Annotated in this window: 16 protein-coding genes; 13 read left to right on the forward strand and 3 right to left on the reverse strand. The window is 72.8% G+C overall.

Annotated elements, in window-relative coordinates; genetic code table 11:
- The first annotated feature begins 78 nt into the window (after window positions 1–78).
- The 5 genes from ACZ7BZ_RS28265 to ACZ7BZ_RS28285 all read left to right on the forward strand — a co-directional run bounded on the left by ACZ7BZ_RS28265 (window position 79) and on the right by ACZ7BZ_RS28285 (window position 6,785).
- Window positions 79–1,542, forward strand: a complete 1,464-nt coding sequence (locus ACZ7BZ_RS28265) for an ATP-binding cassette domain-containing protein (RefSeq protein ID WP_470360796.1) — start codon at window positions 79–81, stop codon at window positions 1,540–1,542.
- A 3-nt stretch (window positions 1,543–1,545) separates the two neighbouring features.
- Window positions 1,546–2,451, forward strand: coding sequence for a hypothetical protein (locus ACZ7BZ_RS28270; RefSeq protein ID WP_470360797.1), 906 nt, complete (start codon window positions 1,546–1,548; stop codon window positions 2,449–2,451).
- A gap of 194 nt (window positions 2,452–2,645) precedes the next feature.
- Complete coding sequence (locus tag ACZ7BZ_RS28275) at window positions 2,646–3,524, forward strand: FadR/GntR family transcriptional regulator (RefSeq protein ID WP_380454753.1); 879 nt, start codon at window positions 2,646–2,648, stop codon at window positions 3,522–3,524.
- A 490-nt stretch (window positions 3,525–4,014) separates the two neighbouring features.
- Window positions 4,015–5,667 carry an RNA polymerase sigma factor gene (locus ACZ7BZ_RS28280; RefSeq protein ID WP_470360798.1) on the forward strand — a complete coding sequence of 551 codons (1,653 nt, stop codon included), beginning with the start codon at window positions 4,015–4,017 and terminating at the stop codon, window positions 5,665–5,667.
- A gap of 317 nt (window positions 5,668–5,984) precedes the next feature.
- Complete coding sequence (locus tag ACZ7BZ_RS28285) at window positions 5,985–6,785, forward strand: S1 family peptidase (RefSeq protein WP_470360825.1); 801 nt, start codon at window positions 5,985–5,987, stop codon at window positions 6,783–6,785.
- Between the two features lie 233 nt (window positions 6,786–7,018).
- Here ACZ7BZ_RS28285 and ACZ7BZ_RS28290 read toward each other — a convergent pair whose 3' ends face one another.
- On the reverse strand, window positions 7,019–7,252 hold the full coding sequence (locus ACZ7BZ_RS28290; protein WP_097236007.1) for a DUF7455 domain-containing protein: 234 nt from the start codon (window positions 7,250–7,252) through the stop codon (window positions 7,019–7,021).
- A 537-nt stretch (window positions 7,253–7,789) separates the two neighbouring features.
- On the opposite strand from ACZ7BZ_RS28290, the gene ACZ7BZ_RS28295 reads away from it, so the two are divergent.
- From ACZ7BZ_RS28295 to ACZ7BZ_RS28320, 6 genes are all read left to right on the forward strand, one after another.
- Entirely contained in the window at window positions 7,790–9,901 is a 2,112-nt protein-coding gene (locus ACZ7BZ_RS28295) for a DNA gyrase/topoisomerase IV subunit B (RefSeq protein WP_470360799.1), read from the forward strand.
- Between the two features lie 154 nt (window positions 9,902–10,055).
- Window positions 10,056–10,541, forward strand: coding sequence for a DUF1453 domain-containing protein (locus ACZ7BZ_RS28300; RefSeq protein WP_470360800.1), 486 nt, complete (start codon window positions 10,056–10,058; stop codon window positions 10,539–10,541).
- 9 nt (window positions 10,542–10,550) lie between these two features.
- Window positions 10,551–11,747 carry a sensor histidine kinase gene (locus tag ACZ7BZ_RS28305; protein ID WP_470360801.1) on the forward strand — a complete coding sequence of 399 codons (1,197 nt, stop codon included), beginning with the start codon at window positions 10,551–10,553 and terminating at the stop codon, window positions 11,745–11,747.
- Window positions 11,748–11,820: 73 nt separating this feature from the next.
- Complete coding sequence (locus ACZ7BZ_RS28310) at window positions 11,821–12,525, forward strand: response regulator transcription factor (protein ID WP_470360802.1); 705 nt, start codon at window positions 11,821–11,823, stop codon at window positions 12,523–12,525.
- A gap of 127 nt (window positions 12,526–12,652) precedes the next feature.
- Window positions 12,653–13,255, forward strand: coding sequence for a DUF485 domain-containing protein (locus ACZ7BZ_RS28315; RefSeq protein WP_470360804.1), 603 nt, complete (start codon window positions 12,653–12,655; stop codon window positions 13,253–13,255).
- Complete coding sequence (locus tag ACZ7BZ_RS28320) at window positions 13,252–14,928, forward strand: solute symporter family protein (RefSeq protein WP_470360805.1); 1,677 nt, start codon at window positions 13,252–13,254, stop codon at window positions 14,926–14,928. The genes ACZ7BZ_RS28315 and ACZ7BZ_RS28320 overlap by 4 nt, the downstream gene beginning before the upstream one ends.
- A 120-nt stretch (window positions 14,929–15,048) precedes the next feature.
- Here the strand turns inward: ACZ7BZ_RS28320 and ACZ7BZ_RS28325 are convergent, their stop codons facing one another.
- Together ACZ7BZ_RS28325 and ACZ7BZ_RS28330 are read right to left on the reverse strand one after the other, a co-directional pair.
- The gene (locus ACZ7BZ_RS28325) at window positions 15,049–15,735 is read right to left on the reverse strand and encodes a response regulator (RefSeq protein WP_380462239.1); all 687 of its coding nucleotides are present in this window, start codon (window positions 15,733–15,735) and stop codon (window positions 15,049–15,051) included.
- Window positions 15,735–17,321 (reverse strand): sensor histidine kinase, encoded by a 1,587-nt coding sequence (locus tag ACZ7BZ_RS28330; protein ID WP_470360806.1) that lies wholly within the window; start codon window positions 17,319–17,321, stop codon window positions 15,735–15,737. Before ACZ7BZ_RS28330 ends, ACZ7BZ_RS28325 begins: the two co-directional genes overlap by 1 nt.
- A 268-nt stretch (window positions 17,322–17,589) precedes the next feature.
- Here ACZ7BZ_RS28330 and ACZ7BZ_RS28335 point away from each other — a divergent pair, with 268 nt between their 5' ends.
- Window positions 17,590–18,399 carry an ABC transporter ATP-binding protein gene (locus ACZ7BZ_RS28335; RefSeq protein ID WP_470360807.1) on the forward strand — a complete coding sequence of 270 codons (810 nt, stop codon included), beginning with the start codon at window positions 17,590–17,592 and terminating at the stop codon, window positions 18,397–18,399.
- The gene (locus tag ACZ7BZ_RS28340; RefSeq protein ID WP_465749480.1) at window positions 18,389–19,270 is read left to right on the forward strand and encodes an ABC transporter permease; all 882 of its coding nucleotides are present in this window, start codon (window positions 18,389–18,391) and stop codon (window positions 19,268–19,270) included. Before ACZ7BZ_RS28335 ends, ACZ7BZ_RS28340 begins: the two co-directional genes overlap by 11 nt.
- Window positions 19,271–19,291 lie beyond the last annotated feature (21 nt).

The following is a 19,291-nucleotide window of genomic DNA, read 5'->3' on the forward strand; positions in this document are numbered from 1 at the left end:
AATGCCCGGAATCTGCGGTGCTGGCCCCTAATGTGCTGGCGTCGAGCAGGTCGGCCGAGGGCATGGGAGCAGCCAGCGATGATCCAGATCACCGGACTGACCAAGGTCCATCGCAAGGGCACCCCACCCGCCGTGCTCGATCTGACCTTCGACGCCCGGCCGGGGATGGTCACCGTGCTCCTCGGCGACGAGGGGGCCGGCAAGTCCACCGCGCTGCGGCTGATGCTCGAACTCGAACGCGGCCAGGGCATCACCCTCTTCGACGGCCGCCCCTACCGCCGGATCCGCCGCCCCGAACGCGAGGTCGGAGTGCTGTTGCCCGGGCCGGGCGAGGGAGCCGCAGCGGTGGCCGGGAACCCGGGGCGCAAAGCAGGCGGGCACCTGCGGATGCTGGCCGCGGCCGTCGGCGTCCCCATGCGGCGGGCCGACGAACTGCTGGAGCAGACCCGGCTGGCCGCCGTGGCCGGGCAGCGGTTGCGTACCTTCTCGCCGGGCATGCACCGCCGGCTGTCCCTGGCCGCCGCGCTGCTCGGTGACCCCGGGACCCTGCTGCTGGACGCACCGACCGAGGGCCTGTCCCCGCGCAACGTCGAGTGGTTCCACGCCTTCCTGCGCTCCTTCGCGGTCGCGGGCGGGACGGTGCTGGTGACCACCCGGATCCCGCAGGAGGCCGCCCAACTCGCGGACCGGGTGGTCACCCTGGACCGTGGTCGCCCGGTGGCCGACCAGCCGGTCGCGGAGTTTTGCCGGACCAGGCTCAGCCCCGAAGTGGCCGTCCGGGGGCCGCAGATGGCGCGGCTGGCCGACCTGCTGGTCAGCCAGGGCGCCGAGGTGCGCCGGGACGGCGGCGCGGGCCTCGCGGTGGCGGGCATCGACCGCACCGAGATCGGTGAACTCGCCTACCAGCACGGGATCCTGCTGCACGAGCTGGCCGACCGGGTGGTCGAGCAGCCGGCGCCCCGGGCGGCCCTGCCGGTCGCTTCCGGCCGATCCGGCCGCCTCCGCCGCCAGCCGGAACCCGAATCGGCCCACGGGGCGGTTCCCGAGGGCGCGCGGCCCGGCACCGACCCGCAACACCTGTCCACCGCCGCCGACCCCGCGAACCCCGCGCATCCCGACCCCGCGCACCCCGAGCCCTCCGTCCCGGAGCCCACAGTCCCGGAGCCCGCCACGGAGGGCCGCGCCCGCGAGGACGCGGCCCGGAACACCCGTGCGCTGCCCGTCGCCGCCATGACGGCCGCCCTGCCCGTCCTCGCCGCGGTCACCGCCCCGCAGCCGGAGCCGGCCTCCACCGTCGCCGTCGACCGGCTCTTCCGGGACCAGCCCGGCGCCACCTCGCCCGCCCGCGTCGAGGCGGTCCGCACCGAGGCGGAGCCCGTCCGGTCCGGGAACGGACCGGAGAGCGAGGCCGGGACCGAGCCCGTGCGCCGCCGGCAGAGCGCCGCCGACCTGCTCACCGACGACACCGTCCGGCTCGGCCGGGTCACCACCGGCAAGGCCCCCGCCACCTCCGCCACCCCCGACGACCACCGGAGCGAGTGAACCGTGCGTGTCCTGGCCTACGAGCTGCGCCGCCTGCGCGGCCTGCGTTCCACCTGGCTGCTGCTGTCCGCCGTCCTGCTCTGCGACGTGGTCGTGGCCGCCGTCCTGGCGAGCCAGGCCCCGGCCGGTCCGTTGGCCGCCTCGGCCGGGGTGCGGCTGCTGACCGCCGCCGTCCCGTTGATCCCGCTGCCCTTCGCGGCGCTCGGCGCCGGCGTGCTGGGGGCGCTCTCGTACGGGCACGAGGTGCGTCACCCGGGGCTGGCGGCCTCGCAGGTGGCCTACTCGCGTCGGGTGCGGCTGCTGCTGGCCAAGCTGCTGGTGGTCGGTCCGGTGGCGGCGCTGTTGGCGCTGGCCACCGTGTTGCTCGACACCGTGGCCGTGCACCTCGCCCTGCCGGACGGGGTGACGGTGGCGGCCTGGACGGATCCCGGCGCGCTGTCCGACCGGGCGTTCGGGGCGCTGGGCGCCGTCGGGCTGAGCGGGCCTGCCGACCTGCCGGGCGCCTTCGCCCCGCTGGGGCTGGTGGCCGGGCACGGGGTGCCGGCCGCGCTGCTGGCCTTCGTCCTGCTGACCGTGGTGGCCGCCTGGACGGGTGTGCTGACCGCCTCGCTGACCCGCAGCGCCGCCGCCGGGGTGCTCCTGCTGTGCGCGCTGCCGCCGCTGCTGGAGTCCGGAGTGGCCCTGCTGCTGCGCCGGACCGGACGTCCGTGGCCGACCCGGGCGACGGAGCTGCTGCCCTTCCAGTCCGGCATCGAGTGGGCCTACGGCTGGGTGTACGGCGGAGCCCGTGGGGTGGCGGCCAGGAGTGCGGCGTTGACCGATCCGGCGCTGCTGGTGGCGGTCGCGGCCCCCGCTGCGGCCCTGCTGCTGGCCGCCCTGCTGGTCCAGGTCCGCCGCCGCTCGCTGTAGACCGCCGTCGGGCGCACCCGGGCCCGTCGGGCGGACCGCACGCCGTCCCGAAGCACCAAGATCGACCAGCAGTGACCGTAATGAGCGGTTCTTCCTGATAAGAAGTCAATTATCCAGCCATGGTCGATCACCCTTTCGTGTGCTTTTCACGAGAATCCTCAAGCTGCGCCCGCCAATCGCCGACAAAGGATGGCGTGAGTACCCTTGCGCACCCCACCATGACCCCCGCCCGTTCCGCCGATGGGCCCATCCACGGCCCCGGCGATCTGGACCGCTTCTCGTACGCCGACCGGCCGACCCCGCCGGCGCCCCGCTGGGAGGGCGCCGAGTCCGACATCGCCCGGGTCGGCCGCAAGACCACCAGCAGCCGCGGCCGCGGTCTGCACGGCCAGCTGGTCCAGCAGCTCGGCCAGATGATCGTCTCCGGCGACCTCGGTGCCGACCGCCCGCTCGTGCCCGAGGAGATCGGCCAGCGCTTCGAGGTGTCCCGGACGGTCGTCCGCGAGTCGCTGCGCGTGCTGGAGGCCAAGGGCCTGGTCAGCGCCCGCCCGAACGTCGGTACCCGGGTCCGCCCGGTCGGTGACTGGAACCTGCTGGACCCGGACATCATCGAGTGGCGCGCCTTCGGCCCCCAGCGGGACGAGCAGCGCCGGGAGCTGTTCGAGCTCCGCTGGGCGATCGAGCCGCTGGCCGCCCGGCTCGCGGCCGGTCACGGTCGGGAGGACGTCCAGCAGCGGCTGGTCGAGCTGGTCGAGATCATGGGTCACGCCGCCGCTCAGGCCGACCTGTCCACCTACACCCGGGCCGACGCGGAGCTGCACGGCCTGGTCCTGCAGATGGCCGGCAACCGGATGCTGGAGCACCTGTCCGGCATCATCTCCTGCGCCCTGCAGGTCTCGGGTGGTCCGACGATCTCGTGCGAGCGGCCCTCCGAGTCCTCCGTCAGCCTGCACGCCCGGCTGGTGGACGCGCTGGGCACCGGCGACGGCACCGCGGGCGAGGCCGCGATGCGGGCGCTGCTCACCGTCCACCCCGAGATGGAGCCCTCCGTCCCCGCCCCCCGGGAGCACTGAGCGGACTGTTCTCGGCGAGCGGACGCGCCGGGCGCGGTCCCGCTCCTCCAGGGCCCTCCGGCCGCACCGTGTGGCGCAGCCGGAGGGCCTCTGCGTGGGCGAAGGCGCATGGGTGCGGGGGCGGTGTGGATCGGAGGGACCCGTCCCCGGCGTCCCGATGACGTGTCCCGCCCATGACAATCGACTTGGGCGCGAGTGCGCGATGATGGATGACGGCCCCGGGGCCGCGGGCGCCGAGTGGTGTGACCCGCGACACCAAGGCCATGCGTAACACTTGACGAGTAGCAGCGATGTGTCCTGAGCGGGAGCAGCTCCGGAATACTCCAACATGTCAGAATGCTGTGTTGGTCCGCGGCGCTGCTGCCGTCCTGCAAACCCAGTCCTCAAGCCCGAGTCGGTCGGAATCGACACCGCGCGTCCGGCGCGCGATCTCCTTCCCCGCCCGCTCGGGCGGCCGGTACGGGTTCGAGTCCACTCATCGTCCGAGAGGTTGTTCGTGTCGGCCAGCACATCCCGTTCGCTTCCCCCCGAGATCGCCGAGTCCGCGGCTCTGCTGGCTCTCATCGAGCGGGGCAAGGCCCAGGGGCAGATCGCCGGTGACGACGTGCGCCAGGCGTTCGAGGCGGACCAGATCCCGGTCACCAAGTGGAAGAACGTCATGCGCAGCCTCAACCAGGTACTGATTGAGGAGGGGGTGGACCTCATGGTCAGCGCGGCCGAGCCGGCCGGCGCCAAGCGCAAGAGCGTTGCTGCCAAGAGCCCCGCCAAGCGCACCGCCACCAAGGCTGTCACCACCCGGAGCCCGGCCGCTCCGTCGGCCCCGACCAAGCCGCCCGTGCGGATCGCCCCCGGCGCCCCCGTCGCGGCTCCGGCTGTCGCGGCCGCCGCCGCGGCGCCCGCTCCCACCGTGTCCGCCGAGATCACCGTCGAGGAGACGACCACCGTCGTCACCGAGGTGAAGGCCGTTGCGGCGAAGAAGGCCGCGCCGGCCAAGAAGGCCGCGGCCAAGAAGACCGCCGCGCCGGCCAAGAAGACCGCCGCCAAGAAGACCGCCGCGGGCAAGGGCGGCAAGGGCGACGAGGAGCTGCTCGGCGAGGAGGAGCTGCTCGAGGACGCCGCGCTGCCCGGCGACAAGGCCGAGGCCGAGGGCGCCCCGGAGGAGGAGTCGGAGGGCTTCGTCCTCTCCGACGACGACGAGGACGACGCGCCGGCCCAGCAGGTCGCCGTCGCCGGCGCCACCGCCGACCCGGTCAAGGACTACCTGAAGCAGATCGGCAAGGTCCCGCTGCTCAACGCCGAGCAGGAGGTCGAGCTCGCCAAGCGCATCGAGGCCGGTCTGTTCGCCGAGGACAAGCTCTCGGCCGCCGACAAGCTCGCCCCGAAGCTCAAGCGCGAGCTGGAGATCATCGCCGAGGACGGCCGCCGGGCCAAGAACCACCTGCTGGAGGCCAACCTCCGCCTGGTGGTCTCGCTGGCCAAGCGCTACACCGGCCGCGGCATGCTGTTCCTGGACCTGATCCAGGAGGGCAACCTCGGTCTGATCCGTGCGGTCGAGAAGTTCGACTACACCAAGGGCTACAAGTTCTCGACCTACGCTACGTGGTGGATCCGCCAGGCGATCACCCGCGCCATGGCCGACCAGGCCCGCACCATCCGCATCCCGGTGCACATGGTCGAGGTCATCAACAAGCTGGCCCGCGTCCAGCGCCAGATGCTCCAGGACCTGGGCCGCGAGCCCACCCCGGAGGAGCTGGCCAAGGAACTCGACATGACCCCCGAGAAGGTCATCGAGGTCCAGAAGTACGGTCGTGAGCCGATCTCGCTGCACACCCCGCTGGGCGAGGACGGCGACAGCGAGTTCGGTGACCTGATCGAGGACTCCGAGGCGGTCGTCCCGGCCGACGCGGTCTCCTTCACCCTGCTCCAGGAGCAGCTGCACTCGGTGCTGGACACCCTCTCCGAGCGCGAGGCCGGCGTGGTCTCGATGCGCTTCGGTCTGACCGACGGCCAGCCGAAGACGCTCGACGAGATCGGCAAGGTGTACGGGGTCACCCGTGAGCGCATCCGCCAGATCGAGTCGAAGACCATGTCGAAGCTGCGCCACCCGTCGCGCTCCCAGGTGCTGCGCGACTACCTGGACTGATCGGTCCGCCGGTCGGCCAGGCCCGGTCGGCAGCAGCACACGACGAAGGCCCGGAACCCGTGGGGTTCCGGGCCTTCGGGCTGTTCGGGGGCGGGGCGTCAGCGTCCGGGTGGCGCTTGTCGCTCGTCCGGGTGGCGGCATGCCGGGAAGGGGTCGCGCAGTGTAGTTGATCACCTACGCTGTGCCGGTTGCCTGCTGCCGAGCCTTGTGGAGTCACGGTGCTGACCGACCCGGACCGAGCCGACCTGCCGACCTCCGTCCCGCGCCGGGTCGTCCCGGCCGCCGCCCGTCCCGGCCGCCGTCGGCGGCGTGGCGCCCTGCTGGCGCTGCTCGCCGCCGTCCCCGTGCCGCTGGTCGCCCTCGGGGCGGCCGGTCCGGCCGAGGCGCAGCGCCGGGTGGTCGGGGGTGGCGCGGTGAGCACCGCCGACCACCCCTGGATCGTGGCGCTGGCCAGCCGCCAGCAGTTCGGCAGCGGGCGCTCTGGCCAGTTCTGCGGGGGTGCGCTGGTGACCCCGACCAAGGTCGTGACGGCCGCGCACTGCTTCTACGACGAGTCCAAGGGCCGGGTGGACCGGCCGGGGCTCAAGGTGGTCGTCGGCCGGGACGACATGCGCGGCTCGGCCGGTCGCGAGGTGGCAGTCCAGCGGGTCTGGATCCACCCCGACTACAACTTCGCCGCGAACATGAACGACGTAGCGGTGCTCACCCTCGCCGAGTCTCAGGGCTCCCGGCCGGTGGTCGAGCTGGTCGGCCAGGGGGAGAGCGGGCCGTACGCGGCGGGGACCGGAGCGCAGGTCTACGGCTGGGGTGACACCAGCGGACGGGGCGACTACTCGCCGCTGCTGCGCGAGGTGGACGTGCCGATCGTCTCGGACCAGACCTGTGCGCACGCCTACCCGGGCGGCCAGGACGGCAAGTTCGATGCTCGGGGCATGGTCTGCGCGGGCGAAGAGAAGGGCGGCAAGGACGCCTGCCAGGGGGACAGCGGCGGACCGCTGATCGTGGCCGGCCGGCTTGCCGGGCTGGTGTCCTGGGGGACGGGCTGCGCGGAGGCGGGGCACCCCGGCGTCTACACCCGGGTGTCCTCGGTCACGGACGCGGTGCGCTCCGCGCTCTGAGTGCCCCCGAGCGTCGCCGCGGGTGATGGCGTGGTGACGTTCTGACGCCGTTTCGGCTCCGGCCGACCCGGCTCCCGCTCTCGGTCCCGTGGTCGGGGTGAACGGGGGAGAACGGTCGGGAGAACAGCGAAGCCGGGTGGACGGCCCCGAAGGGTCCTCCACCCGGCTCCCCGGTCGCGCGCGGTGCGCGGCCGGACACAGCTCGACGCTGGTTGCTTGTCGAGGCGCCTGGGTCAGCGCTCGTCGTCGGTGGCCGTCGCGGTGGTGCTGGTGGTGAGACGGCCGCTCTCGTCCTGTATCTCCACGGCGATCTTCTTGAGCTCCGGCTCGAACTTCCGGCCGTGGTGGGCACAGAAGAGCAGCTCTCCGCCGCTGGCGAGTACGACGCGCAGGTATGCCTGGGCGCCGCAGCGGTCGCAGCGGTCAGCCGCGGTGAGCGGGCTCGCAGGTGTCAGAACAGTAGTCACGTCGCCTCTTCTCTAGCTCGACGAGCTGTCGTACCAGGGTCAACATCCAACCAGGCCGAAAACGTTCCCGCTCGTGGCTTTTCTTCTCTGAGGATTCTGCTGTGTTGATGAGGACGTGCCCCGGGTGCCGGTGGTTCATGCGTGCCGAATCCCGGGAGCTGCCCGTCGCTCGAACGTCCGATCGGGACCGGGGTCGAGGTCCGCGTAGCATAATCCTCTGCCGGGTTGGAGCATAAGCCCCGTCCCGGGCCCCGGTAGCCTGCATAACGGCAGTTCCGGAGCCTGTGCCGGACCCCACGGTCCGCCAGGACCGGTGGTACCGGGAGGAGATGGCGCCCCGGGGCCCACGCCCGGGTGCGGTCCTTGTTCGCGCAGCGCGTACAAGCTGCGCCGGGCCGGCCCGCTGTGCTGTGCACCCGTCGCAGGGTGGCGAGCACACAGAGCGACGACTGTCGGTGCGGCGTGCTGCACTGGCGGTTGGTCCGGATGCGTCCGGATGTGACCGATGAGACAGAACTTCACCGAGGAGAGTGCCGCGTGAGTGCCGAAACGACCGTGCCGTCCGCGCTGCTGGCCGGCGACGACGGTTCCAACTACACCGCGCGGCACCTGCTCGTCCTGGAGGGCCTGGAGGCCGTCCGCAAGCGCCCCGGCATGTACATCGGCTCCACCGACAGCCGCGGTCTGATGCACTGCCTCTGGGAGATCATCGACAACTCGGTCGACGAGGCGCTGGGCGGCTACTGCGACCGCATCGAGGTGCTGCTGCACCCGGACTCCTCGGTGGAGGTCCGCGACAACGGCCGCGGGATCCCGGTCGACGTCGAGCCCAAGACCGGGCTGTCCGGCGTCGAGGTCGTGATGACCAAGCTGCACGCGGGCGGCAAGTTCGGCGGCGGCTCGTACGCGGCCTCCGGCGGTCTGCACGGCGTCGGTGCCTCGGTCGTCAACGCGCTCTCCGCCCGGCTGGACGTCGAGGTCGACCGCAGCGGGCACACCCACGCGATCAGCTTCCGCCGCGGCACCCCCGGCATCTTCACCGAGGCCAGCCCGGACGCGCCCTTCGAGCCCGCCAACGGCCTCACCAGGACCTGCAAGGTGCCCAAGGCCCGCACCGGCACCCGGATCCGCTACTGGGCCGATCGGCAGATCTTCCTCAAGGACGCCAAGCTCTCCCTGGAGAACCTGCACAGCCGGGCCCGGCAGACCGCCTTCCTCGTCCCCGGCCTGACCATCGTCGTGCGTGACGAGCGCCTCACCGAGAGCGAGAAGGTCGAGGAGTCGGTCTTCCACTACGACGGCGGCATCGCCGAGTTCTGCGAGTTCCTGGCCCCCGACAAGCCGGTCAGCGACGTGGTGCGGCTGCACGGGGAGGGCACCTTCAAGGAGACCGTGCCCGTCCTGGACGACCTCGGCCACATGACCCCGACCGAGGTCACCCGGCACCTCGGCGTGGACATCGCGCTGCGCTGGGGCACCGGCTACGACACCACCCTGCGCTCCTTCGTCAACATCATCGCCACCCCCAAGGGCGGCACCCACGTCACCGGGTTCGAGCGCTCGCTGGCCAAGACCGTCAACGAGGTGCTGCGCGCCAGCAAGCTGCTGCGGGTCGCCGAGGACGACATCACCAAGGACGACGCCACCGAGGGCCTCACCGCCGTGGTCACCGTCCGGCTCGCCGAGCCGCAGTTCGAGGGCCAGACCAAGGAGGTGCTCGGCACCTCGGCGGCCAACCGTATCGTCGCGGCCGTCGTCGCCAAGGAGCTCAAGGCCTTCCTCACCTCGGCCAAGAAGGACCAGAAGCAGCAGGCCCGGGCCGTGCTGGAGAAGGTCGTCGCCGCCGCCCGCACCCGGGTGGCCGCCCGGCAGCACAAGGAGGCCCAGCGCCGGAAGACCGCGCTGGAGACCAGCTCGCTGCCCGCCAAGCTGGCCGACTGCCGCAGCGACGACGTCGACCGCAGCGAACTGTTCATCGTCGAGGGGGACTCCGCGCTCGGCACCGCCAAGCTCGCCCGCAACTCCGAGTTCCAGGCGCTGCTGCCGATCCGCGGCAAGATCCTCAACGTGCAGAAGGCCTCGGTGAGCGACATGCTCAAGAACGCCGAGTGCGCCGCGATCATCCAGGTGATAGGGGCCGGCTCGGGCCGCACCTTCGACATCGACCAGGCCCGTTACGGCCGGGTCATCTTCATGGCCGACGCCGACGTCGACGGCTCGCACATCCGCACCCTGCTGCTGACCCTGTTCCACCGCTACATGCGGCCGATGGTCGAGCAGGGCCGGGTCTTCGCCGCCGTGCCGCCGCTGCACCGGATCGAGCTCACCAGCCCCAAGCGCGGTCAGGAGAAGTACCACTACACCTACTCCGACGCCGAGCTGCGTTCCACCCTGCTGGAGTTCCAGCGCAAGGGGCAGCGCTGGAAGGAGCCGGTGCAGCGCTACAAGGGTCTGGGCGAGATGGACGCCGACCAGCTGGCCGAGACCACCATGGACCCGCGCCACCGCACCCTGCGCCGGATCAACCTGGGCGACCTGGAGCAGGCCGAGCGGATCTTCGACCTGCTGATGGGCAACGACGTCGCCCCGCGCAAGGAGTTCATCGTGGACTCGGCGGCCACCCTGGACCGCTCCCGCATCGACGCCTGACGGCCCGGACCGACGGGGGCCCTCCACCCGTGGGTGGAGGGCCCCCGAGCCGTCGGTTCCACCCGCGCTCCACCCCGGCTCCGATCAGCGGGGAACGCCGGATCCGTAGCGTCGGAGAGGTCAGCACAAGCCTCTCCCCGGACGGAGAAATCCGATGGCCTCCCTCGCCAACCTCCTGGTGATCGCAGCAGTGGTGGTCCTGGTGGTCACGCGCCAGATGCGCGTCCAGCGCCTGGACACCGAGCGCCGGTTCTGGCTGCTGCCGCTCATCCTGGGTGCGCTCGCGCTGCGTGATCCGCAGATCATCGACCACCAGCACACCGCGCTGTCCGCCATCCTCCTCGCCGCCGGCCTGGTCGCCGTGCTCGCGATGGGCTCGGTCTGGGGCTGGACCGTCCGGGTCTGGCGGGCCGCCGACGGCGCCGTCCTGGTCAAGGGCACGAAGGCCACCCTGGCCGCCTGGGGCGGGATGGTCGCCGTCCGGATCGGCCTGTACGCGATCGGCTCGGCCCTGGGCGTCCACCAGGCGGGCAGCTCGTTGATGCTCGGCATGGCGGTCCTGCTGCTGGTCCGCTCGCTCGTGGTCAACTGGAGGGCCCGGACACTGGAGCCCGCGCAGGTGACCGCCGTACTGCACTGATCCGCTGCCGTGAGCACCGAGGAGGCCCCCTTGGCCGGGTGGTACTGGACCCGCTGGCCGTCCCGGGAGGGACTGGAGCGCGAGGCCGAGAGCCGGCCGCGGCGGGTCCTCACCGTGTTCGGCCGGACCGTCCTGGTGGCCGTCGTCGGCTGGGCGACCCTCTCCGAGGGCAAGTACGCCGGCTGGGCAGTGGCGGCCGCGGTGGCCGGGCTGGTCGCGGCCGTCGCGCTGTGCGCGGCGTACCTGAGGGCCAGCCGGGAGCAGCACCGGGCGGCCTCGTACCTGCTGTCCGCCGTCGTGGTCGGCGCCGGCTGGCTCGCCAACGGGGGGCTGGCCTACACGCTGGCCGACTTCCTCTGGATCGGGCTGGCCGTCACGGCCCTGATCCGGCTGCCGCCCGCGCCCGCGCTGCTCACCGCGGCGGCCGCGCTGGCCTCGTACACGGCGGCCTCCCCGGCGAGCTGGCTCAGCGTCGCCGCCACCCTCGGCGGGTCCCTCCTGGTCGGCTTCCTGCTGCGGCTGGACATCGAGGCGCGCGGCACCGCCCGTCGGCTGCTGGTCCAGGAGCGCGCCGCCCGGGCCGCCGAGGCGGAGAGCGCGGCGCTCGCCGAACGGGCCAGGATCGCCCGGGAGATCCACGACGTGCTCGCGCACAGCCTCTCCGCGCAGCTGGTCCACCTGGAGGCGGCCCGGCTGATGCTGGACGCCGGGGTGGAGCGCGAGCAGATCCGCGAACGGGTCGTCGCCGCACGGCGGATGGCGCAGGACGGACTGGCCGAGACCCGGCAGGCGCTGTCCGCGCTGCGCGGGGAGTTCACGCCGGTCGGGGAGTTCCTGGTGGAACTGGCCGAGCGGGAGCGGGCCCCGATCACCGTCACCGGTACGCCCCGGCCGCTGGCCGCCGAGGCGGGGCTGGCGGTACGGCGCACCGCGCAGGAGGCGGTGACCAATGTGCGCAAGCACGCGCCGGGTGCCCGCTGTTCGGTCGAACTGCGCTACCTGGACGACGCGGTGGAGCTGGAGGTGCGCAACAGCCGGGCGCCGCGCGGGCCGTCCGCCGGCGAGCCGACCGCCGCCGAGCTGGCCGGCAGCGGCGGCGGGTACGGTCTGCTGGGGATGCGCGAACGCGCGGAACTGCTCGGCGGCACCCTGCTGGCGGGCCCGGAGGACGGAGGGTGGCGGGTGTTGCTGCGGGTGCCGGCATGAGCGAGCGCGGCGAGCTCGTCATCGGAGGGTGCGCATTGCGCGAAACGACTGCCGGGCGCAGCGAGGTGGGCGCATGACCGCGGGGGTCACCAGGGTGCTGGTGGCGGACGACCAGACGGTGGTGCGCGAGGGCATCGTGATGCTGCTGGGGCTGCTGCCCGGCATCGAGGTGGTCGGGGCGGCGGCGGACGGGGAGGAGGCCGTCGCCCTGGTGGAGCGTCATCACCCGGACGTGGTGCTGATGGACCTGCGGATGCCGCGGGTCGACGGCGTCGAGGCGACCAGGCGGATCCGGGCCGCGCATCCGGAGACCGAGGTCGTGGTGCTCACCACCTACGCCGACGACGAGTCGCTGTTCCCGGCCCTGCAGGCCGGGGCGCGCGGCTACCTCACCAAGGACGCCGGCGGCGAGGAGATCGCCAAGGCCATCGCGGACGTCCGCGCGGGTGCGGCCGGGCTCTCCCCTCAGGTACAACTCCGTTTGCTGGAAAGGCTTTCGGAGGCACCGGCGAAGTCCGCGTCGACGGGCGGGCCGGGCCCGGAGCGGTCGGCCGCGCGGAGCGGGGAGCTGCCGGACGGGCTGACCGTGCGGGAGGCCGAGGTGCTCGCGCTGATCGCCGAGGGGCTCTCCAACGCGGAGATCGCCCAGCGGCTGTTCGTCAGCCAGGCCACCGTGAAGACGCACATCAACAACCTGTTCGCCAAGACCGCGGTGCGGGACCGCGCGCAGGCGGTCGCGTACGCCTTCCGGCACGGAATCACCGGTACGCAGCAGTAGTCGGATGAGCGTCCGTCAGATGATCGATCACCTCATTGAGTGAACGTATCTGCGATGGTCAGGGACGGTGTCCGGGGGCCTCCATGATGGTTCGGGTCAGAACGCCCGGCCCGGCCCAGGAGCAGCAGTGCCACAGCAGCAGACCAGCAGTCCCGGACAGGGGCAGCGATTCGACTGGTGGGCCGCTCCGGCCACCGCCGCCGCATCCGAGCCGGCTGCCGCGCCCCGCCGAACGGCCGTACCGGCCCAGCCGGTGCCCACCCGTTCGGCCGCCGGCCGGCCGGCCGCCCCCGAGCCGGCGGCCGCCCCCGCCGCCCCGCCGTCCGCGTCCCCGGTCGTGCCGCCGTCCCCGGCCGCCGCGTCGGCCGCCGCACCGGTGGTCCCGCCGGAGCCGACCGCACCCGTGAGCACCACCGACAGCACCGAGGTCTACCGGAGCGTCCAGGCCAGCGCGGCCTTCCAGGACATCCGCCGCAGCTACCGGGGCTTCGTCTTCCCGACCAGCGGGGCATTCCTCGGCTGGTACCTGATGTACGTCGCCGCCGAGGCCGCCGCTCCCGGCGTGATGCGCACCCCGGTGGTCGGCCCGCTCAACGTGGCCTGGCTGCTCGGCCTGCTGCAGTTCGCCTCGACCTTCCTGCTCACCTGGCTCTACGCCCGCAACGCCCGGACCAACCGCGACCGCGCCGCCCTGGGCCTGCGCTGGGACACCCAGGACCAGCTGCGATGACGGCCACCACCGGCGTGCTGACCACCGCCACCCCGCCCCCCGTCGCCCCCACCGGCCAGCACCACGGCCTGGCGATCGTGCTGTTCGCCGTCATCGTCCTGGTCACCCTGGGGATCACCCTCTGGGTCGGCCGCCAGGGCAACGCCGCCGAGGACTTCTACGCCGGCGGGCGTGACTTCACCCCGTTGCAGAACGGCTTCGCCCTCTCCGGCGACTACCTCTCCGCGGCCTCCTTCCTCGGCGTCGCCGGGCTGATCGCCCTCTACGGCTACGACGGCGTGCTCTACAGCATCGGCTTCCTGGTGGCCTGGCTGGTCGTGCTGATGCTGGTCGCCGAACTCGTCCGCAACGCCGGCCGGTACACCCTCGCCGACGTGCTCGCGCTGCGGCTGCGCCGCCGCCGGGTGCGGGCGGCGGCCGGTGGCGCCAGTGTCGTCGTCACCCTGCTCTACCTGGTCGCCCAGATGGTCGGGGCCGGCTCGCTGGTCGCCCTGCTGCTCGGCACCAACAGCTCCCAGGCCCGGACCTGGACGATCATCGCGGTCGGCGCCCTGATGATCGTCTACGTCACGATCGGCGGGATGCGGGCCACCACCTGGATCCAGATCGTCAAGGCCGTCCTGCTGATCGCGGGTTCGGTGCTGCTGACGGTGCTGCTGGTGATCCGCTTCCACGGCGACCTCCTCGAGCTGATGCGCCAGGCCGCCCAGCACAGCGGCGCCGGGCACCGCTACCTCGAACCCGGGCTCAAGTACGGCGCCACCTTCACCAGTCGGCTGGACTTCTTCAGCCTGGGCCTGGCCCTGGTGCTCGGCACCGCCGGCCTGCCGCACATCCTGTCCCGCTTCTACACGGTGCCCACCGCCCGGGCCGCCCGCCGCTCCACGATGTGGGCGATCGGCCTGGTCGGCGGCTTCTACCTGATGGCCATCGCGCTCGGCCTGGGCGCCACCGCGCTGATCGGCTCGGCCGAGGTGCGGCACGCCAACTCGGCCGGGAACACCGCCGTTCCGCTGCTCGCCCTGGTGCTCGGCGGCGGCAACGGCAGCACCGGTGGGGTGGTGCTGTTCGCGTTGATCTCGGCGATCGCCTTCGCCACCATCCTCGCCGTGGTCGCCGGGCTGACCCTGGCCTCCTCGGCCGCCTTCGCCCACGACATCTGGGCCGGCGCCTGGCGCGGGCGTCCGCGCCGTCGCGGTGGGGAGCGGGCCGCGGAGAAGGTCAGCGAGCAGCAGGAGGTGGTGGTCGCCCGGTTCGCCGCCGCCGGGATCGGCGCGGTGGCGATCGTGATCAGCCTGTACGCCCAGCAGTTGAACGTCGCGTTCCTGGTCGGCCTGGCCTTCGCGGTGGCCGCCTCCTCGAACCTGCCGGTGCTGCTGTACAGCCTGTTCTGGTCGCGGTTCACCGTCCGGGGCGCGGTGTGGTCGGTGTACGGCGGGCTGGTCCCGGCGATCGTGCTGGTGTTCTTCTCGCCGGTCGTCTCCGGCTCCAAGGTGGCGCTGTTCCCCGGCGTGGACTTCCACTGGTTCCCGTTGGAGAACCCCGGGATCGTGTCCATCCCGCTGGGCTTCCTGGCCGGCTGGATCGGGACGCTCACCTCGCCCGAGCCCGCCGACGCGGACCGCTTCGCCGAGCTGGAGGTGCGGGCCCTCACCGGTGCGGGCGCGGCCTAGCTAGGGTCTGTCCGGCGGATCCTGCCGGGCGCGCGGATCCGCCGGCCACAGACCCCCGGCTGTACTGACCCGTGAGGTCGGGGCCCCGGCGGGCCGGGGGCCGCCGGGGTTCCCCCGTCTCTAGGCCCGGGCGGCCAGTCCGTAGCGGTGCTCCGGGCGGCCGGTGTCGCCGTAGCGCAGGGTCAGCCGCAGCCGGCTGTCGCGCTCCAGTTGCTTGAGATAGCGCTGGGCCGTCGAGCGGCTCAGTCCGGTGGCGTCGGCGACCTCCTGGGCGGACAGCGGCCGGCCGGCCCGCCGCAGCACGCCGAGGACCAGGTCGGTGGTGGGCGCCGAGTGGCCCTTCGGCAGGGCGCCGGTGGGCGCGCAGGCGCTGCGCAGGGTCGCGAACAGCCGGTCCACCTCGTCCTGGCCGGCCTCCCGGGCCGGTGCGGCCAGCGCGTGCCGCAGCTGCGCGTACGAGACCAGCTTGTCCCGCAGTCCGGCGAAGGTGAACGGCTTGACCAGGTACTGCAGCGCACCGTGCTGCATCGCGGCGTGCACCGTGGAGACGTCCCGGGCGGCGGTCACCATCATCACGTCGCAGGCCACCTGGCGGTCCCGCAGCCGGCGGACCAGCGCCAGGCCGGTCTCGTCCGGCAGGTGGTGGTCGAGCAGCAGGAGGTCCACCGGGCGGCGCTCCAGCGCGGCCAGCGCCTCGCCGGCCGAATGGGCGGTGCCGGTGACCCGGAAGCCCGGCACCTTGGCCACGTACGCGGCGTGCACGTCCGCGACCCGGAAGTCGTCGTCCACCACGAGTACGTCGATCATCACGCCTCCACGAGCTGAGCGGTGAGCAGGGCCTCGGGCAGTTCGACGGTGAACCGGGCGCCGCCGAGCGGGCCGGTGTCGAGCACGATCCGGCCGCCGGTCCGTTCGACCAGCCGCCGCACCATCGCCAGGCCCAGCCCGCGCGGGCGGTGCGCGGGCGCGTCCTTGCTGGTCCACCCCTCCTCGAAGACCCGTATGCGCAGCTCCTCCGGCACGCCCGGGCCGCTGTCCGCGACCTGCAGCAGCAGGGTGGAGCCGGCCGCCGCCAGCGTCACCTCCACCCGGCCGCCCCCCTCCAGGGCGTCCACCGCGTTGTCGATCAGGTTGCCGAGCACCGTCACCAGCGCCCGGGCGTCCACCACCGTGTCCGGCAGGTGGGCGGCCGGGGCCAGCGCCAGCCGCACCCCGCGCTCGCCGGCCACCGCCGTCTTGCCCGCCAGCAGCGCCGCCACGTGCGGGTCCTGCACCTGCTCGGCGATCCGGGCGGCGACCACGGCGTGCGAGCCGGACTGCTCCGAGATGAAGGCCACCGCCTGTTCGTGGCGGCCGAGTTCGAGCAGGCCGAGCAGGGTGTGCATCCGGTTGGCGTGCTCGTGGTCCTGGGCGCGCAGCGCGTCGGTGAGGCTGCGGGTGGTGTCCAGCTCGCGTACCAGCGACTCCAGTTCGGTGCGGTCGCGCAGCGTCACCACCGCCCCCTCGCTGGTGGCCGTCCGGTTCACCACCAGCACCCGGTCGTCCCGTACGGCGGGCAGGTCGGGGCCGTTGATCCGCCCGGTCAGCACGTCGGCCAGCCGGCCCGGGGGCAGCACTTCGGCGATCGGGCGGCCGGTGCAGTCCTCGGGCAGGCCGAGCAGCCGGAGGGCCTCGTCGTTGGCCAGCCGGATCCGGCCGCGCTCGTCCAGCGCCACCATGCCCTCGCGGATGCCGTGCAGCATCGCCTCCCGTTCGACCAGCAGCGCGGAGATGTCGGCCAGCGCGATGTTGTGGGTGCGGCGCTTGAGCCGGCGGGCCAGCACCAGGGTGGCGACGGTGCCGGCGGCCAGGCCGGCGGCGGCGCACAGCAGGATGCCGGTGAGCATCTTCAGCAGGCGGCGGCGGATCGAGTCGTCGCTGATGCCGACGGACACCTCGCCGACGATCCGGCCGTCCGTCGTCCGCAGCGGCACCTTGCCGCGGGCGGTGCGGCCCAGGGTGCCCTGCTGGATCGCGGTGACGCTGCGGCCGTTGAGCGCGGGCTCCGGGTCGGTGCTGACCCGCTGGCCGATCCGGCCGGGGTCGGTGTGCGAGAGCCGGATGCCGTCCAGGTCGGTGACCACGACGAAGCTGGCGCCGGTGGCCAGTCGGATCTGCTCGGCGTTGCGCTGTGCGGTGACGACGTCCCGGGCGTCGGCGGCCCGGGCGATGGTCTCGTCGGTGGCGGTGGCCTGGGCGATGGACAGCGCCCGCTGCATCGCGTCGTGGTCCAGTTCGCTGCTGACCGGGGCCAGGAACAGCCCGGCGGTCACGGCGGTGACGCCGACGGTGACGACGGTCTGGCTCAGCAGGAGCTGGGCGAAGACCCGGCGGGGCCAGTGGGGGAGCTTCATCCGGGCCTCCTCTCGGTGGCGTCGGTGCTACGGGGGGCGGGGTCCGTCAGGGGTGGGTTCCGTCCGGGGTGAGGTCCATCAGGGGTGGGGTCGGGACACCCTATGTTTCCGGGGTGTTTCTGTCAGCCCGCGTCCCCGCAGTTGTAGCGGAAGCAAAACGAGCAGAACACCCCTCAAAGCGGAGAAGTCGCACTACGCGGAGAAGGCTCCCGCCGGGGCCGGGGCCGCTTCTACCTTTCCGGGGCAAGCACTGACCCGGGAGGAATCAATGACCAATACCCCGGCGATCGAGCTGACCGGCGCGACGAAACGCTTCCGCACCCCGTCCGGGGCCCTGCACACCGCCGTCCGCGATCTCGATCTGACCGTCGCCCAGGGCGAGTTCGTCGCCGTCGTCGGCCCCACCGGCTGCGGCAAGTCCACCACCCTGACGCTGGTCAGCGGTCTGGAGGAGCCCACCGAGGGCGAGGTCCGGGTGTACGGCAAGCCCGTGCGCGGGATCGACCCCCAGGTCGGGTTCGTCTTCCAGCAGGACGCCGTCTTCCCCTGGCGCACGGTGCTGTCCAACGTGATGGCCGGGCCGCGGTTCCGCGGCGTGCCCGCCGCCGAGGCCAGGGAACGGGCCCGGGACTGGCTCGGCCGGGTCGGGCTGTCCGCCTTCGAGGACCGCTACCCGCACCAGCTGTCCGGCGGCATGCGCAAGCGCGTCGCGCTCGCCCAGACCTTCGTCAACGACCCGGCCATCCTGCTGATGGACGAGCCCTTCTCGGCGCTGGACGTGCAGACCCGCGCCCTGATGTCCGACCAGCTGCTGGAGTTGTGGGCCGGTACCGGCTCGTCGGTCGTGTTCGTCACCCACGACCTGGACGAGGCCATCGCGCTCGCCGACCGGGTCGTCGTGATGACGGCCGGGCCGGCCACCGTCAAGGAGATCTTCACCGTCGACCTGCCACGGCCGCGCACCGTGGAGGCCGTCCGGCTGGAACCGAGGTTCGTCGAGCTGTACCGCGAGATCTGGGCCTCGCTCGGCGAAGAGGTGCGCATCACCCGGGAGAGAGGAGCGGGTCGTGCCGCTTGAGACCGCGTCCGAAACCGCTTCGACCGCCGCCGGGAAGCCCCCGGCCGCCACGACCAGGACCGAGGCCCGCGAGCGGGCCGCCCGCAACCGCAGGCTGACCGTCTACGCGGCCCGGCTCGGCGTGCTGGTCGCCTTCCTCGGCCTCTGGGAGCTGTGCGCCCGCACCGAGGTCATCGACCCGTTCAACTTCTCGCAGCCGTCCAGGATCTGGGACCAGATCTGGCAGTGGATCACCCACGGCACCGCCCAGGGCTCGCTCGGCGAGCAGATCGGCTACACCCTGTACGAGGCCCTGAGCGGCTGGGTGATCGGCGTGGTCGGCGGTGTTCTGCTGGGCATCGCGCTCGGCCGGATCCGGTTCCTGGCCGATGTGTTCGGGCCGTACATCAAGGTGCTCAACGCCATCCCGCGCATCGTGCTCGCCCCGATCTTCCTGATCTGGTTCGGCCTCGGCCCGGCCTCCAAGGTCGCCTCCGCGGTGGTGCTGGTGTTCTTCCCGGTGTTCTTCAACGCCTTCCAGGGTGCCCGTGAGGTGGACCGCAACCTGGTCGCCAACGCCCGCATCCTGGGTGCCGACAACCGCAAGGTCACCCTCCAGGTGGTCATCCCCGCCGCCACCACCTGGATCTTCACCAGCCTGCACGTCAGCTTCGGCTTCGCGCTGATCGGCGCGATCGTCGGCGAGTACATCGGGGCCACCAAGGGCCTCGGCCTGCTGGTCGCCGCCGCCCAGGGCACCTTCAACGCGGCCGGGGTGTACGCCGCGATGACCATCCTCGCGGTCGTCGCGCTGGTCACCGAGGGGCTGTTGACCTTCGCCGAGAAGAAGCTGTTCCGCTGGAAGCCCGCCGACGCGGGCGACGGCCGCTGAACTCCCCCCTGCCCGTACGTA

The organism is Kitasatospora sp. NPDC036934 (assembly GCF_055608425.1).

What these genes read in the sequence shown, in the direction of transcription:
- ACZ7BZ_RS28310 (WP_470360802.1), top strand. Translation starts at nt 11,821, where the DNA reads ATGACCGCGGGGGTCACCAGGGTGCTGGTGGCGGACGACCAGACGGTG.
- ACZ7BZ_RS28335 (WP_470360807.1), top strand. Translation starts at nt 17,590, where the DNA reads ATGACCAATACCCCGGCGATCGAGCTGACCGGCGCGACGAAACGCTTC.
- ACZ7BZ_RS28330 (WP_470360806.1), bottom strand. Translation starts at nt 17,321, where the DNA reads ATGAAGCTCCCCCACTGGCCCCGCCGGGTCTTCGCCCAGCTCCTGCTG.
- ACZ7BZ_RS28300 (WP_470360800.1), top strand. Translation starts at nt 10,056, where the DNA reads ATGGCCTCCCTCGCCAACCTCCTGGTGATCGCAGCAGTGGTGGTCCTG.
- ACZ7BZ_RS28265 (WP_470360796.1), top strand. Translation starts at nt 79, where the DNA reads ATGATCCAGATCACCGGACTGACCAAGGTCCATCGCAAGGGCACCCCA.
- ACZ7BZ_RS28320 (WP_470360805.1), top strand. Translation starts at nt 13,252, where the DNA reads ATGACGGCCACCACCGGCGTGCTGACCACCGCCACCCCGCCCCCCGTC.
- ACZ7BZ_RS28325 (WP_380462239.1), bottom strand. Translation starts at nt 15,735, where the DNA reads ATGATCGACGTACTCGTGGTGGACGACGACTTCCGGGTCGCGGACGTG.